We start from the raw sequence: 16,937 nt of genomic DNA, 5'->3' as shown, positions 1-16,937 counted from the left end.
AAAACGAAACAAAGGTGGGTGCTGATCTTGCACAGCATCCACCTTTGCATTCTTGAATTATTTCATCACCTCCTTGTGCGCGAGCGCATAACCCCCAAACCAGCAAAACTTATGAGCGTCACAGCAAGGACAAGCATTGCGGCCACGGATGTGCCAGTGTTTGCCAGCATCTTGACCTTCTGCTGCATTGCTACCTCATTGGCATTGGAATTCCCTGAATCGCCGATTGAATGATCATCTTCGGGGCTGTTGCCGTCAGGAGATTGGTTTACGTTCTCTTCACTTCCACCATCGCCTGTTCCATTACCTTGTCCGTTTTCGCCACCGTTATCACTCGGCGGGACGGTCGAAGACACCATTCGGAGCACCGTGGCGCTCAAGCCTCCAATGCCGAGCGTTCCATGCGAGACGGTTACGGTTGACGAATCTCCATCTGCGCTGTTGACGCTTGCGGTTCGAACCTCAGCATCCATGGCATTTGCATGAACCTTTCCATCACTGATCAGTGTGGAGTATTCACCATCCTCCAGGCCGGCGAGCTGTGCGGCGTCGGCATTCGCATTGAACGCAACCACATAGGTTCCACTATCTTCTGTGATCTGGTATGCGACCACGCCGTCTTCGGCTTTGAGCAGCTTGATATGCGCATTGATCTCATCGTAATTGCTCAATTGCAAGGACTTGATCTGCTTGCGCAGTGCAATAAGTCCTTTGACGTAGTCCACTGAATCTGCGTATTGTGTCGTGCGATCCCAGTCGATGGCATTCATGGCATCGCCGGTATTGTAGCTGTTGCCATTGCCGCCTTTGGTACGCAGGAACTCCTGCCCCAATTGGATTGCCGGAATACCAGTTGAAAGGTAGATCACCGAATCCGCGAGTTTGGCACGTGCCACAGTGGTCGCATCGTCATCCGTAGGCACAGAAGCCCGCAGCTTGTCGTACAGGGTCATATTGTCGTGGATTTCAGCATAATTCACGATCTGGCCTGCATCCGCATAATGATTCTGCGCATTGCCGTTCCAACATGTCGTTGTCGCTTTCTCGTCATATTGGCATCCCAATGCGTTATGTGCGATAAGCGCTTCCTGGCCGCTCTTTCCGGAAACAAAGCCGGTATCCGTATCAGAGAATACGGAACCCTTCAATCCATCACGCATGGAATCGTTGAAGAATGCAATACCGTTATTGTTCCCATCGGAAGCCACTGCATAAGCGTTGGTTTGAATGGTCATGGCACTTTTATCCATGGTGGTATTCATATCCCAGCCTTCGCCTAGGATGATAATTGAGGGATCGATGTCATCGAGTGCCGCACGTACCGCATTCATGGTGTCCACATCGATAAGACCCATCAAATCGAATCGGAAACCGTCAATGTTGTAGTTCTTTGCCCAATACACCACCGAGTCCACGATGTATTTGCGCATCATGGCACGCTCTGAAGCCGTGTCGTTGCCGCAACCGGAATTGCTCACGAGGGAACCATTGTCGTCATACCTGAAGTAATAGCCAGGAACCGTCTTGTTGAAGGAATGGCTTGCGGCATTGTATACATGGTTGTACACCACATCCATGATGATGCGAATGTCATTATCATGCAGCGTGCGCACCATCTGCTTCATTTCGGTCACACGAGAGCTTGGATTACTTGGGTCCGAGGAATATGAGCCTTCTGGAACATTGTAATTCTCTGGATCATAACCCCAGTTCTGCGCTCCCGACGCCCCGTAACTCAGGTCTCCTGTCTCATCGACAGAACCGTAGTCATACATCGGCATGATTTGCACATGGCTTATGCCAAGCGACTTGAGATAATCCAAACCGAATGTGGCACCTTGTGGCGTCGTGGTTCCTGTTTGAGCGACGCCGAGGTACTTTCCTCGCTTATCCACATCAATGCCGGAATTGGGACTGATCGAAAAGTCTCGGATATTCATTTCGGCGATGCTTGCCTCAGTCGATTTGCCAAAAGCCGGCATGCGCTCCCCTGCCGATCCCATATCGCTAGGAGACAACACCACTGAACGTTCACCATTGGCCACAGCCGCAGTCGCGTACGGGTCAGCGGATACATTCACACTGCCATCCGCGAAGGTGAGACGGTAGTCATAGGCGGTTCCGGATGCCAATGAGTCAACCGAAGCGCTCCACACGCCCTTGTCTCCCCTCACCATGGCAATGCTTTGCGTCTCTTCGGAATCGGGATTATCAGAGCCGAAAAGGACCAGCTGAACTTCTGTGGCAGTGGGTGCCCACAGTTTGAATCCTGTGTGCTCCTGTGAATAGCTCGCTCCCAAATCCTTTCCGTCATATGCGTTTTCCTCATCGAAACGATCCGTCCTCACCACAGCGCCGGCAATGGCGGTTTGCACACCGAATCCTTCGATGGCTACGGTGTATTTCCCTTGCACATCCAGATCCTGTGACACTGCGATATGCACGGTATTGCCATCCACCGTCACATCATCCACGGCAATATTCTTGCCACTTGCATCGCTTACGGTGACCTTGTTGCGGACTTCTTCCGCTGTCACTTGCTTCGAAAGCTTGGCGTTCAATTCTCGGTACTGAGATATTTCCGCGGATTTGATCGAAGCGCCCAAGGACGGACGCGAGGTGTACACAGTGGCATCGCCGGAGACAAGCCAGATCTCAGCCTTGGCATTTCCATCTTGATCGAATACCAGGGCATTTGCGGGGATCTTATGGTCGGCATCATCCGGATCCTTGCTACTCCAGGCGTCAGCGCCGTATCGTCTCAGCATGCCGATATCGGATGCGCTATCCGACTGATAGTAGGTGTAATTGTTGAAGGAATATTCGGCTATTGCTCCCCAATCATCATGTCGGGTGAAGGTCGCATTGCCGCCGTTCCAATTTGAAGACCAAGTCCACAAATCCCATCGGGGATTCTTTACAGAGGTGTCTTCTGCGTTGTAATACAATCCATCATCGCGATAGTAATGGACCGTTACCTTCACGGTTTGTGCAGTGCAGGAATAATCCGAAGGCGGCATATCCAAGGTTTCGGTTTCAGAGACCTCTCCTTGATCCTCATGCTTGGTTCCATCGATCCAGACTTCTGCGCTGCCGTCAGCGTTGACCGTCGCCTTCCTGTCTCCGCCGTATTTATTCCATCCGTCGGTTGTCACGATGAAACCAAACTCGGTATACTGGCCGTCGAATGTGAGTTCTGCGGTCTTGCCCCAGCAATCCGTGCCGGTGAAGGCATGATGCTCGGCTGACATGGAACTTCCGCTCGTGTCGGTGCCCCACACATACACGCCTCTGTTGTCATCGGCATTCGCAGGCTTATAGTGAACCAGCAGTCTTGTCTGAGCGCTTATGGTTTCGGGATTGCCTATGCTTGATGCCTGATCGACTACGCCTATATGCGTGATACCTGCATTGGCGTGGTAGTTGCCTCCACCTTGCGGGTTTTCCCATTGGTCGCTTTGCGTATCGTGGAAAACAAAGTCGAGGGCCTTGCCTTGGGTATCAATCGTTGCCGTGTAATAGCCCTGCGCGTCCAAAGTCATTTCGGCTTCAGGCTGGTTCCAATCATCGCCCAGTCCGTAATGCACCTTCGGCGCAGTCCAGGACGTATCAGCCGGCTTGTAATAGATGGTTATCGTCGTATCTGTGGGCGCATTGTCCGCACCTGTCTGCTGCGACAGGTCAGGATCGGATGGATCCGTGGTCATATCGGCCTGAGGATGGGATCCCTTGGTGGCCCCTGCATACAACGCAATCGCAGAGTGGGCGGGAATCGTTGTGCTCACCTTGCCACCCGAAACAGTGACCGTTGCAGAGCAGTCCATTGCGGCGTACACATTGCAGTATTCTCCGTCAGCCAGTGATGTAGAGTATTGCACTTCCTGTGCTTGGCTGGCATTATTGATTGCGATAAAACCGCGATCCTGCCTGGAGAAGGCGATATTGCTGTCACCGTCATCCTGCCAGTCGGTTACGGCAGCGGTGCCGACATAGTTATGAAATGCGATCATTCCACGAGTTGAGGTCCAGCGCTGTTGGCAATTCCATGCTCCGGCATTGGAGGAACATTCCTCATCCATATCCACATCCGGTACTGACGTCTCACTGGCTCCAGGAGCACCTGAATCATTGTCATCCCAGCGATAATCGGAAATCAGTCTCGGAGTGCCGTAATCATATGCCAGCATGAATGCATTTGCCAGTTGGTATTGGGCACCGTCCTTGTATGTCAGCGCTCCCTGGTTCCTAGCCGTATCCCAATTGGTCACGAACACATTGGCATCTTCAGATGGTATGTCTGCGCCCAACCGATCTGAAAGCCCTTTGAGTTTGGCGATTTTGTCTTTGAATGCCTGATTCATCTCGCTTTTGAAGCCGAATTGCGTGACCGTGCCGTTTTGCAGATATTCGCTCGGTTGAATGCCCGCAGCCTCTGAAGCATTGCCTATGGTTTCTTGTATCCAATATATGTTCTGGGCATCCACGCCGATCTTCTGGGCGAACCGCTCTTTTATGGCATGAAGGCTGTCGGTGTCGATATGCTTTGTCGCATCCATGCGGAAGCCGCGAATACCGGCATTCCACAAAGAGACCAGATAATCCGATTGAATGTCCTGGACCTTTTCGCTTTCGGAATTGAAATCCCACATCGAACTCAAGCGGCATTCCTGCACCTGTTGCTGGTTCGTGTAGTCGGAAATATTGCTGGTGCATGAGTGGAAATCACTTGCATCCACACCCTCGGGATATTGATCCGTGGCAAACCCGGTATATGTTCCTGTCGAACCGTTATATGCAGTGCCGGCCACGCCCTTCTGATCGCCATCGGCAACATCCGAACCGGTGGTCTGATTGAGTACGACGTCTGCAATAACACCGACTCCGGCAGCATTGCATTGCTGGATCATCGAAGTGAACTCAGTTTGTGAGCCAAGCTTCGAATCCAGCGCATAGCTCACCGGTTGATAGCTTGTCCACCACTGAGTGCCCTGAATGGATTCCTGTGGCGGCGATACCTCGACATAGGCCACTCCTTCAGGGCCATAGGTGTTGGTGCACTCCTTGGCGATGGTATTCCATGTTTGCTGGAATGCGATGACCTGTACATCCTTCACAGTGGATGCGGATGTATCCGTCGATATAGAGTCAGATTGCGCCAAAGCCGGTGGCGCAGCGGTAAATGTGGCACACATCATTGCGGCAACTGCACCCATTGCAATAATGCGTCCAACCGGTCGGTTCACACATTGAACGACCATGGTTCTCCGTTCTCATCAATGAGATCAGCCTGAGTTCCCTTATAGGGAACCTGATCTTGATAACGTATGCGCCATGTATTTTGCGGATAAGCAAACAACTTAAGGCACACTCTGCGATGAATGTGCATACGTTTGCACCTCAAGCTGAGGCAAACACTACCACCGTCATTGCAGCCGGCAATGAAACAGCGAGTTCCCTAGTGTTCCCGACACAATCGCGAAAGGACTCTCGGCGAAACTGAAACAACCGGTCAGAATTTGCTGCAAATGGACTGCAACATCATGAAACGGTTTTTGAGGACGCCTTCATCATGCGTCCTCAAAAACCGTTGCTCCCTACTGTTCTTCTAAGAGATGGGCCACGGCCTCCAGCGCAAGCCTATAACCATACAAGCCCATGCCGGTAATGGTTCCGGTTGCCACAGGAGAGATCACCGAATGTTTGCGGAATTGATCCCTTGCCGATGGGTTTGAAATATGCACTTCCATAAGCGGCAAACCGGCATCCTGCACCATATGGGCGGCATCTGCCAAGCCATAGGAATAGTGGGTGAACGCCGCAGGATTCATCACCACTGGCGTATGCTCATCAACCGCCTGATGCATCCAGCCGATCATCTCGGCTTCGTCATCGCTTTGGCGCACCTCGACATCCAACCCTAAATCCTGTCCCCACTGCATGCACAGTGATCGCAATGTTTGCAGATCCTGCCGCCCATAGACATCCGGCTGACGCACTCCCAATCGTCCAAGATTAGGCCCATTGACCACTACGACTTTGACCATGACACACTCACTTTCCTCGCCACTTGTTCAAGTCTTTACTGCTGAATGCTGCGGAACGCCTCTTCCACCGCTTCAACAGGTGGATTATCCAAATGCACAGGATGTCCAATATCGTACAGGATTACGAAACGCAGGGCGTTGCCGCGAGCCTTCTTGTCTCTGTGCATCAATGCGAGCACATCTTCCCATGATCCGTTATTCCATGAGATAGGCAAGCCCAAAGACGAGAGCAATGAACGGTGATAATCGACCAGATCGCGGTCGATATAGCCAAGGATATACGACAATTCAGCCGCAAAAACACAACCAACAGCCACCGCATTGCCGTGACGCCAGCGGAAATGTTCCAGCTGCTCGATGGCGTGTCCCAAGGTGTGGCCGTAGTTGAGGAATTCCCTCAATCCTGCCTCTTTGAGATCTGAGGAAACGTGATATGCCTTCACCCGAACCGTTCGTTCGATAAGCTCGGCAACGATTGCTTTGAACTCTTCCGACTCAAGTGACTCTGCATTGTATTCGCGAAGAGCCTGTGCATGGTCTTCCAGAAGGTCGAGTATCTTCTCATCCATGATGAAGCCCGATTTGGCGACCTCACCCAAGCCTTCGACGAATATGTCATTCGGCAGTGTGGACAAGGATCTCATATCAGCCAAAACGCCCGCCGGGGTGTAGAACGATCCCACCAAGTTCTTGCCCAATGCGGTATTGATTCCTGTTTTGCCGCCCGTCGAAGCATCGACCATCGCCAGCAATGAAGTCGGGCAGTTCACATAGCGAATGCCTCGCATCCAAGTGGCAGCCACAAAACCCGCCACATCAGTCGCAGCACCGCCACCCAAACCGACAATGGCATCGGAACGGGTGAAGCCGGCATCGCCCAAACGATCCCATACACCGCCGGCAACCGCGATTGTTTTGCCCGCTTCTGCATCCGGTATCACAATGTCAGTCACCTGATATCCCGCCTGACGCAACAGCGCCCTGGCTTTGTCGCTATGACGCTGCACCGGCTGGGTGTGGATCAGGGCGACTCGTACAGGTTCTTCTCCCAAAACCTGAGACAAATGGTTGATTGCACCGTCGCCAATAAACACTTCATAAGGCTCGATTCCCGAACCTTCGATGTGGACATCCTTTTCGCTAATCATGTCAGCCAGCTTTCTTGCCGCCATCTGCGGCGTTGAGCCATGGGTACGAATATGCGCATTGGCCAATGCTGAAAACACCGGATGCCGTTGCTTGAACAGACCTTTCCAGCGTTCATCGGCATCTCCTGCAAGCATGGGCCTATTGCCACCACGCCTTGCACGTTCCATCGCCTCTTTTGGATCGGCTTGCAAATAGATAACCCTGCCACCACGCTCGATATATCGCAGCAATTCCTGCTGGATTCGTTCCGTCATAGGGGCTCCTCCGCCCAATGACAGCAACTCTCCGTCCAGGCTACTGAGCAAATCGCAAACCAACTCGCTTTCAGCACGACGGAACTCCGCTTCACCATACTGTTCGAAAAACTCGGGAATCTTCATTCCCATATCATGTTCGAACTGAATATCGGCATCGGTGAACCCGACATGCAGTATCGAGGCGGCTTCTCGTCCCACCCGTGTTTTGCCAGCTCCTGGCATGCCAATGATAACCGCCCAAGGCATCGCTGTGTGTCCCATGACAAACCCTTCCGAGCTCGCTTAGCGCATATGCTCAGGCCAGGATGCGAGGTATTCTTCGGCATTCCGACGGATTTCTTCAATATTGTCTCCTCCGAATTTCTCGAGCACGAAACGAGACAAGGTCAGTCTCACCATGGCCTCGGCTACGACTGATGCAGCAGGGACTGCGGTGCTGTCCGAACGCTGATTGATGGCCTGCGCGGCTTCGCCATTGAGCACATCCACCGTGCGCAAGGCCTTGGGAATGGAAGGAATGGGCTTCATGGCGACGCGCACGCGAATAGGCTCGCCATTGGACATGCCGCCTTCTATGCCGCCTGCACGATTGCTCAGACGCGTTATCCGTCCGTCCTCACCCGGCACCATCTCATCATGCGCCTGTGAACCTGGACGCACGGCCTCTTGGAAACCGTCCCCGATTTCCACTCCCTTCATGGCTTGGATGCCCATAAGTGCCGAAGCAAGTGCGGCATCAAGTCTGCGATCTGATTCAACATAGGTGCCCAATCCTGCAGGAACGCCGTAGGCGATCACTTCAATAACACCACCCAGGGTATCCGCTGAAGCTTTGGCCTCGTCGATGCGCGCCACCATACGCGCCTCGGCATCCTTGTCCAAAGTCCTCACCGGAGAAGCATCCAAGGTTTCGACATCTTCAGGTGTGGGCAATACGCGATCGGCGTTGTCATCAATTCCCACTCCTCCTATGGAAATCACATGTGCCACCGTACGGATGCCAACCGACTGCTCAAGGAATCGTGCCGCCACTGCACCTAATGCGACACGAGAAGCGGTTTCCCTTGCGCTTGAACGTTCCAATACCGGACGCGCATCGTCGAATCCGTATTTGCGCATACCCGTAAGATCCGCATGGCCTGGGCGAGGGCGGCTCAAAGGCGCGTTACGTCCGGTATCCGGCAACTCATGATCGAGTGGGTCAGCGCTCATGACCTCAGTCCACTTGGGCCATTCGGTATTGGCTATTTCCACGGCGACCGGCGAACCCAGTGTCTTTCCGTGACGCACACCGGTGAGCAGCCGGACCTTGTCCTGTTCGAATTTCATGCGAGAGCCACGGCCATATCCCAAACGACGCCTTGCCAGAGCATCAACAACATCAGAGCTGGTGATCTGGATGCCCGCAGGCAGCCCCTCGATCATGGCGACCAACGCTTCGCCGTGCGATTCGCCTGCTGTCTGCCAGCGCAACATACCGTCTCCTTTAAGATTGTGGTCAACTTCGACTATTTTACTGTTATGGCCTACATTGCGGTATCGCCAAGTCTTCTATGTGGACTCGCCCTGTGCTATTACGACCTACGCACACGAACGGTGCCACGAATTTGGGTGTGTATTGGTGTGCTGGTTCAACTCGTTGTTTTCCTTTCAACAACTGTTATGCCAGCGTTTCACGCTGGAAGTGCAACTCTTCCTCGTCTGGCCATGACACTGCTACTGGCATCCATCTCCGTCTCGGTGCAACTAGCATTGGCCCTATGCAAACCAGGCGCTTTGGGATTGGGAGATGTGACCTGTACGGGATTGATCGCCCTCGCTGTTGGGTGGTTCGGACTATTGACCATTGTGACATGGTGGGTCTTCATGGGATTCATCGGCCTCTTCTGGATGCTTGCATGGCCTCGATTCCCTCATAACGACACTGCTTACGCATCCCGGGTGCCTTTTGTCCCTGTCATCGTCACGGCTGCCTTCTGCGCTTTGCTCATTACAGCATGACGATACCGAGGTGACAATATGTGCCGGACAATGCAGTGTGCGGCTGAAATTGACCATCAGCCGCACTCTGCATCACTGTCAAAACCACTGCCTAGCGATTAATTCGCATTCTCATTCGAGCTCTTGTATTCATCGCGTATCTTCCAGAACTCTTCTTCTGTTGTGGCAAATTTAGTCTCTCCGGTTTGCAAATTCGTGGTCACGAAATACAGCCAGTCGCCTTCCGGCGGATTCATGGCTGCGCTTATTGCATTGTCTCCCGGATTACTTATCGGCGTTGGAGGAAGACCGGCGTTGACCCTGGTGTTGTATGGGTTGGAGGCATCAGCGAGCATTGCGTCAGTAAGTTGACTTGCAGATATTCCCAATCCATAGGCCACGGTCGTATCCATACCCAAATTCATATTGGCATTCAAACGGTTGAGAATGACGCGCACCACCTTGCCGTAATATTCCTCGGAATTGACCTCTGATTCTGCGATGGATGCAATAATCAGCAGTCGCTCGCGCTCTGATCCAGTAGGCGCTCCCATGGAATCCAACTTGGTGATGCGTGCCTGCACCATTTCATTGAGGATTTCACTGGCAGAGCTTTTTGACTTCACATCATAGGTGCCAGGTTCGAACCAGCCTTCGAACTTTCCGCCAGCCTCATCTGGAAGGATTCCCGTGCCGCCTTCGTCGATTATGCTCTGGAACTCCGTTTGTGCAATGCCGGAGATCGAAGCCGCATTCGTTATGACATCGGAAACACGCTCCCCTGAGCGCACTTCGAGGAAACCGCTCGCCTTGCTTTGGTCGGACAATATGGCAACGACGTCAGCAGCTGCCATTTGTTTCTTCAGATCGTATGTTCCCGGATACAAGGTGACATTATTCGCTGCGACCGCACTGGTGAATGCAGACTCAGACTTGACAATATCCTGGGCAACAAGATTCTTGGCGATCTCGGCTGCTCCCTGACCGGTTTCAACGGTGAATTGGATTTCCTCGCCGCCAGGACCTGGATAATCCTGAATCACGGTGCTTTGGGTACGGTTTGAATACCATGATTTGAACTGGCGGTATCCGAAGAATCCGGCTATACAGATGAGTGCGATAACCACCAGCACAGCCACTAGAGTCACCATGGTCTTACGCTTGCGTCTGTTACGGCGCCTGCGCATTTCCTTGCGTGATCTCGGTGGTTGCGGTGGTTGGGAAGCCGCAGGATCGACATGAGTGTCTGTCCATCGCGTATTCTCTTCAAAAAAATCTTGGAGGTTATCGGCCAAGGTGATCGCTCCTATGCTGTTCTCTGCGGTCCAACGCCGACTGCAGAATCACCACTGCAGACTGCTGGTCAACCACTGGACGATGCCGTTTTCCAGACACCTGTGCCTGTAAAAGCTGCCGATGTGCGCTAACCGTCGTCAGTCGCTCATCTATTAATGATACCTGCGGCACACGCTTCAGCGTAATCTCGCCATTTTCTATTAAAGTCGTTATTCGGGTTTCCAGATTTTTCACCCAGCGTCGGGCCTTCTTGGCACTTTTCCCCTCAGTGCCGTTCAATTGCAATGGCAAACCGACTACGACATGTTCCACTGATTCGCTTTCAATGACATCGATGACATCATCAAGTGCATGAAAGGAATCTCCATATGCCTGCACATTGCCGGCAGGGTGCGCAAAAGAGAGCTCAGGGTCAGACAATGCGAGTCCAACCCTGGCGTCTCCTAGATCAACTCCTAGCCAAACCATGGATAATTGGTTCAGCCGTTCATCACCTGAGCTTGCAGAGCCTGCAATGCTTCATCGATCTTATTCGCGTCTGCGCCGCCGCCCTGAGCGAAGTCTGGCTTGCCGCCACCGCCTCCGCCGAGCACCTTGGAGGCATTGCGCACCAAGTCTCCGGCCTTGATTCCCTGCTCGCGTGCAGAAGCATTGGTCGCCACGGCGATCATCGGCTTATCATCCTCACTCAAGCCAGCCAAAGCCACAACCACAGGTGAGCCCTCGCCCAATCGACCGCGAATATCGAGTACGGTCTTTCGCAAAGCGTCGAAGGAACCGAAATGACCGACATTCTTGGCTGCCAGCTTTATGGATGCAGCGCTTGTAGCTGCCTGCTCGACCAATTGAGGTACGGATTGTGCAAGCTGCGATTCATACATCGAAGCCAGGCGACGATCTGATTCCTTGAGCTTGTTGAGGAGCATATTAATGCGCTCAGCCAACTCGTCAGGACGTGCATTCAAGGTATCCGAAAGCTGGGAGACCAATGCGTGCTCGCGTGCATTGAACTCGTATGCTCCCTGTCCGACAACCGCGTCCACACGACGAACGCCGGAACCGATGGAGGATTCGGACATGATATTGATCGCACCGATCTTGCCGACGTGATCGACATGCGTGCCGCCGCACAGCTCTCGGCTCCAACCGTCTTCACCGATGGACACCACACGAACGATATCACCGTATTTTTCGCCGAAGAGATGCATGGCGCCCAAAGCGATAGCATCGTCAAACTTCATTTCCTGCGTGGTTACCGCGAGATTGTCACGAAGTCGGTCGTTGACGCGTGCTTCGATGGTATTCATCATATCCTTGCTGGGAGCCTTCGACCATTGGAAGTCGAAACGCAGACGATTCGGGGCATCTTCAGAACCACGCTGGGTTGCCTGAGGCCCGAGTTCTTCTCGAAGAGCCTTGTGCACCATGTGGGTCGCGGTGTGGGATCGAGCGATGGCTCCACGACGATTCACATCGATGCTTGCATTGGCTTCTGCGCCGACAACCAAGGTTCCTTCAGTCAAACGGCACTGATGCACGATCAGATCCTTGATGGGCTTTTGCACATCATCCACTTCGAGCACTGCACCGTCATCAGAGATGATCTCGCCTTGATCGGCAAGCTGGCCGCCGGCCTGCGCATAGAACGGCGTGCGGTCCAGAATCACTTCTACGGTTGCCGGAGCCGAAATCGCCGGAACAGAACCCTTGCCCTCTTGCATAATGCCCAAGACCTTGGAACGGCTTGACATATCAGTGTATCCAAGGAAGTCGATCGGGCTTTCCAGGGTCTTCTTGAAATCGTCATACACGCTCAGATCCACATTATGACGCTTCTTCAAAGCGTCAGCGCGTGCACGGGACTTCTGTTCGTTCATAAGCTCACGGAACTTCGCCTCATCGACCTTGACTCCCTGTTCCTGAGCCATTTCAAGAGTCAATTCGATGGGGAAACCGTATGTGTCATGCAGGGTGAACGCATCTTCGCCTGAGACTTCCGTATCCTGCTGCTTTGCCTTGCTGACAGCAACGTCGAGAATGGTCGTGCCATTTTCCAAAGTGCGCAGGAAGGCATCCTCCTCGCCATATGCTGATTCGCTGACCTCATGGAAGGTTTGCTCAAGTTCAGGATAGCTTGCGACCATGGCGTTCTTGGACACAGGGAAGAGCGTAGGCAATACGGATTCGCGCACACCCAGCATACGCATGGAACGTACTGTTCTACGCAACAAACGACGAAGCACATAGCCACGGCCCACATTGCTCGGTCGCACGCCATCGCTCATGATCATCAGTGCAGAACGGACATGGTCAGCTGCGACGCGGAACCGAACATCCGCATCGGCGTTCTCGCCATATTTCAGACCGGTGAGTTTCTCGGCCGCTTCGATAACCGGATACACCTCATCGGTTTCGTAGATATTCTGCTTGCCTTGCATCAGATAGGCCAAACGTTCGAGTCCGGCTCCGGTATCGATGTTTTTCTGCTGAAGTTCACCGACGATATGCAAATCCGTCTTGGACTTGACATTGTCGACCTCGAAGTTTTCAAACACCAGATTCCATACTTCGATGAACCGTGTTTCATCGGCGGATGGGCCGCCGTCCTTGCCGTATTCAGGACCACGGTCGATATAGATCTCAGAGCAAGGACCGCCAGGACCGGGACCTCCGGTTGTCCAGAAGTTGTCTTCCATGCCGAAAATCTGCATATGCTCGGGATCGAATCCCTCGTTCTTCCAGATTGCGCGAGCCTCTTCATCGTCGGTGAAGGTGGTCACCCACAACTTGTCCTTGTCGATGCCGTATCCGCCCTGATCTTGCGGCAAAGTCAGCAATTCCCATGCATAGTGAATGGCTTCCTCGCGGAAATAATCACCGAAGGAGAAGTTGCCGAGCATCTGGAAGAACGTGCCGTGTCGAGTGGTTTTGCCCACTTCATCAATATCCAAGGTACGTACGCACTTCTGGTTTGACGTCATACGACGCGAAGGAGGAGTCTGCTCACCAAGCAGATACGGAATAAAAGGCACCATGCCGGCGATGGTGAATAAGGTTGTTGGATTCGGCGAAATCAACGATGCCGAGGGGACGACCAGATGGCCGTTCTTCTCGAAATAGTTCAGAAAGCGCTTTGCGATTTCGGAAGTGCGCATCTTAGTGACAGCTCCTTGATTGTGTGTGCGACCACCCGTATCGGCCGCAAATGATGAATACCACGGCTTGACGCATACTGCCGTGAGGACGGCAGACATTTCCGTCCATTATGAATGATGTGTTCAGTCTTCGTCGTGGGCGTATTGACGGTTGAGTTCCTCCTCGCGCGCCCTTCGAGCCGCATTGAAATCACTCACCAGCCCTTGCAATGTGCGCACGGTAACGTTCTCTTGATCGGGGCCGAGAATGAATTGACGGGCGGCATCCGGCGTATTTGCCTTGACGTATGCCTGCGCCTTGGAAACGACGATCACACCGGCGGCCATGCCGAGGGCGAACCAGAACAACCTCTTAAACATTTACTCTCCCTTAGCTTGGGTCGAAGTGGATGAGGCATTTTTATTGGACACAAAGGAACGAGCCGTTGACTTGACCGCATATGCCGCAGCAGCCACCTTGATCAGTGGCTTCGCCAAGAAGGATCCGTACAGGTCGGTGAGCGCGCCGACATTGTTTGCCGTTGTGGACGCCGCCGATGAAATCTTGTTCACATCTTCGAGTGACTTATTCACCTGGCGCACCGTGGTCACACCCTCATCCAATGCAGGAATGGCGTGTTCGCCTGATTGCTTGACCGTATCAGCAATCTGGTCAAAAAGCTTACCCAAGCGAATCAGAGGATAGATCAGGAAACCTGCAAGTACTGCGAATGCAATTGCGGCGATTAGACCGGCGATTTCTCCAACACCCATCATTAACCTCTTTCTGCATTGCGAGACTCAACCCGCGTAATACCGTCATAAGAGTAGCTAAATCCCCCGACTCACTGCCAGAAGTCAACTCCTGTCCTCGCAATACGCTTCAAACACCGAAAGCTGGATCGAGAATCAGATGCCATATTCGCCACTCGACATAGTGCCACTTCCCCATCGTACAGCCGCAATACATGGATTGCATCGCTCCATATGTAAGCCGATGCATGTTTACAGTAATTGCGATTGTTATGCCCGCTTCAATGCATAGCCAAATTGACCATTCCACCGATTATCACGGTTCACTGATTGTAGGATACGACGCGAATGGCTTGTTCGATGGGCTTCTCTGTGTCGAAATCCAGTCGTGTGACGCTGCCGTTTGATGGTCTCTCGCTCAGATCGTAGCCTTCAGATGCAAAACGGTGCATAAGGCTCAACAATGTGTTGCCATGCGAGATTTGCAGAACATTGCTGCCATCATGCACGTTGGGATTGGAGGCAATGAGCGCGAATCCGGCTTCGACACGATCCCAATATTGGCGATCCGATTCCGCATCATGAAATGGGTCTGCCTCATGAAGAAAATCCCTAGTAGCTGCGAGGCCGAATCGCTCGACGATCGCGTTATATGTCCCGGCTCCGTGTGGCGCTCCGGCCGCCCACCATGCCTGAGCCATGTCCTGGCCTTCAAAATATCCGTAGCATTGCTCACGAAAATGCATATTGCTGATGAGCTGGGGACGCTTATTGCCGGCTTGTTCGTTGATCTCCAAAATGCGTCGGGCAGTGACCTCCGCTCTTGTGGTATCCGAACAATAGGCGGCATCAAACGCAATGTCGGCAAGCTTTGCTCCTGCCTTATTTGCATCGGCAAACCCTTGCTCGGTCAAAGGGGAATTCGACCATCCCTGCAAGCGGTTATATCGATTGAATACGGTCTGCCCATGACGGACTAAATACAGATGAAGGATCATGCTTCGATTATTGCACCGTACGTCGCGGATTTGTGGATATCGATGGAAAAATCGCATATCACGATGATTTCAATGGTTGACTATCGACATGACACATTTCATTTCGAGGTGGCTTGTATTAACTATCGCCGCTGCCGTAATGGTCGCTCTGTTGCCCAGTATGCAGCCTATCGGCGATCCGCCCATTTTCGGGGTTGCGGCCTTCGCTTTGTTCATGGCTTTGATCAACGCATCCATCAAGCCGATTATTCAGATTCTGGCAATACCGCTTTCGTTACTCACTTTCGGTCTTTCCGCATTGATTATCAATTGGATGTTCATGCGGTTGGCGTCATGGCTCGCAGTAGCAACTTTCGGTGTAGGCGTCACAATAAACGGATTTGGTCAGGCGATGCTGGGTTCCCTGATTATGACCATTGTGGCAGGCATTGTCAGCTTCATCATCGGCGAATGAGCCTTTCCCAGCTCAGAGGAGTTCACGTTGTCCTGCCGACTATCGCTCGTGGCACAAGGGCTGCACAGTGAGCAACACTGTGCAGCCCTTTTCTGAAACATGAGATATTCCAGGAATGTCGCAACTCGGATATGCAGGTCTGCGCTCGAATCATGCCTAAAACGCATGAACCCCGCGTCCCAAGCGGGAGCGGGGTTCAGCGGTATGTCCTTTGAAATAAAGGGAAAAGGATCCAGCTTAGCGAGCGTAGTACTCGACGACGTACTGGATGTTCACCTGAACCGGAATTTCGGAAACTTCAGGCTTACGGGTCAAAGTGGCCTTCAAGGAAGCCAGGTTCACATCGAGATATCCAGGAACCGCTGGCAGCACATCGCGGTGCACGCCTTCGGCTGCGATCTGGAATGGAACCATGGTCTGGCTCTTAGCACGGACCTGGATGGTCTGTCCTGGCTTGACGCGGTAGGACGGACGATCCACGATGTTGCCGTCCACCAAGATGTGACGGTGCACCACGAACTGACGAGCCTGTGCGGTGGTACGGGCAAAGCCGGAACGCAGCACCAAAGCGTCAAGACGGGTCTCAAGATCGGTAAGCATCGCGTCACCGGTCTGGCCGGTGGTGTGCGTGCCCTTTTCATAAACGGCGCGAAGCTGCTTCTCAGACACGCCGTACTGGGCGCGCAGACGCTGCTTCTCACGCAGACGTACTGCGTAATCGGACTCAGTGCGACGACGGGTGCGGCCATGCTCACCTGGAGCATAAGGACGCTTCTCGAAAATGCGCTGAGCCTTAGGAGTCAGTGCGATGCCGAGGGCGCGAGAAAGACGCACCTGACGGCGAGAACGCTGAACGTTAGTCATTCTTGTTC

Annotated in this window: 13 protein-coding genes; 2 read left to right on the top strand and 11 right to left on the bottom strand. The window is 53.0% G+C overall.

The genetic code is table 11. The features are described 5' to 3' along the window. Nucleotides 1–65: 65 nt before the first annotated feature. From pulA to aroC, 4 genes are all read right to left on the bottom strand, one after another. A complete protein-coding gene (pulA, locus tag BITS_RS05190) occupies nt 66–5,258 on the bottom strand; it encodes a type I pullulanase (RefSeq protein WP_026642017.1) in 5,193 nt (1,730 codons plus the stop codon). A 336-nt stretch (nt 5,259–5,594) separates the two neighbouring features. After that, nucleotides 5,595–6,044, bottom strand: coding sequence for a type II 3-dehydroquinate dehydratase (locus tag BITS_RS05185; RefSeq protein ID WP_026642016.1), 450 nt, complete (start codon nt 6,042–6,044; stop codon nt 5,595–5,597). Nucleotides 6,045–6,079: 35 nt separating this feature from the next. After that, on the bottom strand, nt 6,080–7,711 hold the full coding sequence (locus BITS_RS05180) for a bifunctional shikimate kinase/3-dehydroquinate synthase (protein WP_026642015.1): 1,632 nt from the start codon (nt 7,709–7,711) through the stop codon (nt 6,080–6,082). A 21-nt stretch (nt 7,712–7,732) separates the two neighbouring features. Further along, nucleotides 7,733–8,926, bottom strand: coding sequence for a chorismate synthase (gene aroC, locus BITS_RS05175; RefSeq protein ID WP_026642014.1), 1,194 nt, complete (start codon nt 8,924–8,926; stop codon nt 7,733–7,735). Between the two features lie 45 nt (nt 8,927–8,971). Here aroC and BITS_RS08930 point away from each other — a divergent pair, with 45 nt between their 5' ends. Then, a complete protein-coding gene (locus BITS_RS08930) occupies nt 8,972–9,451 on the top strand; it encodes a prepilin peptidase (RefSeq protein ID WP_026642013.1) in 480 nt (159 codons plus the stop codon). Between the two features lie 98 nt (nt 9,452–9,549). Here BITS_RS08930 and mltG read toward each other — a convergent pair whose 3' ends face one another. The 6 genes from mltG to BITS_RS05140 all read right to left on the bottom strand — a co-directional run bounded on the left by mltG (nt 9,550) and on the right by BITS_RS05140 (nt 15,611). After that, the gene (gene mltG, locus BITS_RS05165; RefSeq protein ID WP_026642012.1) at nt 9,550–10,725 is read right to left on the bottom strand and encodes an endolytic transglycosylase MltG; all 1,176 of its coding nucleotides are present in this window, start codon (nt 10,723–10,725) and stop codon (nt 9,550–9,552) included. After that, nucleotides 10,715–11,194: a Holliday junction resolvase RuvX gene (ruvX, locus tag BITS_RS05160; RefSeq protein WP_026642011.1), complete on the bottom strand. Its 480-nt coding sequence runs from the start codon at nt 11,192–11,194 to the stop codon at nt 10,715–10,717. The genes mltG and ruvX overlap by 11 nt, the downstream gene beginning before the upstream one ends. Nucleotides 11,195–11,205: 11 nt before the next feature. Continuing rightward, on the bottom strand, nt 11,206–13,881 hold the full coding sequence (gene alaS / locus BITS_RS05155; RefSeq protein ID WP_026642010.1) for an alanine--tRNA ligase: 2,676 nt from the start codon (nt 13,879–13,881) through the stop codon (nt 11,206–11,208). Between the two features lie 123 nt (nt 13,882–14,004). Beyond that, nucleotides 14,005–14,241, bottom strand: coding sequence for a hypothetical protein (locus BITS_RS05150; RefSeq protein ID WP_026642009.1), 237 nt, complete (start codon nt 14,239–14,241; stop codon nt 14,005–14,007). Beyond that, nucleotides 14,242–14,634 (bottom strand): DUF948 domain-containing protein, encoded by a 393-nt coding sequence (locus BITS_RS05145; RefSeq protein ID WP_026642008.1) that lies wholly within the window; start codon nt 14,632–14,634, stop codon nt 14,242–14,244. A gap of 302 nt (nt 14,635–14,936) precedes the next feature. Next, nucleotides 14,937–15,611 (bottom strand): histidine phosphatase family protein, encoded by a 675-nt coding sequence (locus BITS_RS05140; protein ID WP_026642007.1) that lies wholly within the window; start codon nt 15,609–15,611, stop codon nt 14,937–14,939. Nucleotides 15,612–15,699: 88 nt separating this feature from the next. On the opposite strand from BITS_RS05140, the gene BITS_RS05135 reads away from it, so the two are divergent. Beyond that, nucleotides 15,700–16,065: a phage holin family protein gene (locus BITS_RS05135; RefSeq protein WP_026642006.1), complete on the top strand. Its 366-nt coding sequence runs from the start codon at nt 15,700–15,702 to the stop codon at nt 16,063–16,065. Nucleotides 16,066–16,302: 237 nt separating this feature from the next. Here BITS_RS05135 and rpsD read toward each other — a convergent pair whose 3' ends face one another. After that, complete coding sequence (rpsD, locus tag BITS_RS05130; RefSeq protein ID WP_026642005.1) at nt 16,303–16,929, bottom strand: 30S ribosomal protein S4; 627 nt, start codon at nt 16,927–16,929, stop codon at nt 16,303–16,305. Nucleotides 16,930–16,937 lie beyond the last annotated feature (8 nt).

This window comes from Bifidobacterium tsurumiense, assembly GCF_000741765.1.
GTDB classification, from domain to species: domain Bacteria; phylum Actinomycetota; class Actinomycetes; order Actinomycetales; family Bifidobacteriaceae; genus Bifidobacterium; species Bifidobacterium tsurumiense.
Note: the sequence above shows the minus strand (reverse complement) of the source record. Positions and strands in the feature narration are given on the sequence as shown.